The sequence below is a fragment of the Acetobacter tropicalis genome (assembly GCF_001580915.1).
In the GTDB taxonomy this organism is placed as follows: domain Bacteria; phylum Pseudomonadota; class Alphaproteobacteria; order Acetobacterales; family Acetobacteraceae; genus Acetobacter; species Acetobacter tropicalis.
Window position 1 is genome coordinate 1 of sequence record NZ_LHZQ01000006.1, and the last position, 547, is coordinate 547.

Annotated in this window: 1 protein-coding gene; it reads right to left on the minus strand. The window is 53.4% G+C overall.

Annotated features, from left to right (window positions below):
- Positions 1-111 precede the first annotated feature (111 nt).
- The coding region (locus AD944_RS00035; protein ID WP_045543129.1) for a transposase at positions 112-547 on the minus strand (436 nt) is incomplete at its 5' end.

The window sequence follows — 547 nt, forward strand, 5'->3', positions numbered from 1 at the left end:
TGGAGGGTTCGAAGAACCCTTGATTGATTACCCCTGCGCCTGATTTCTGGTTTCTGGTCCTGATTTTCACTCTGCATTTTGAGCAGAGAGAGGGTTTCATGCTCTGGATTGCTACGCGGCGGCGTTAATCCGCTCCAGGAGGAGAAAGCGGCGCATATTATAGACGATATTGGCCAGTCCGATCCTCATGGTGGCCCGCGTTAAGCCTACGGTTCGGACGAACAGTCCCGTCTGTGATTTCTGATCGGCAAAGACATGCTCAACGCGAGATCTGATCACCGACTTCCCTGCGTTGGATCTCTGGATATGGCGGGGCATAGGCCTGAGATGCGGCTTCTTGCGATGGATTTTTGAGACGAAGCCCTGCTTTTCCATGAAGTCCTCATTGGCTTTTGAGCGGTAGGCTGTGTCTGCCCAGACCGTTGAGGCTGTATTGCTTTTATCAAGCAGGCCCTCTCTCAATCGCGCGCCGTCACTGGCGGCGGCATCTGTCGTCTTCCATTTACGGATCAGCCGAAATTTCCGATCGATGGAGATGTGCGACTTG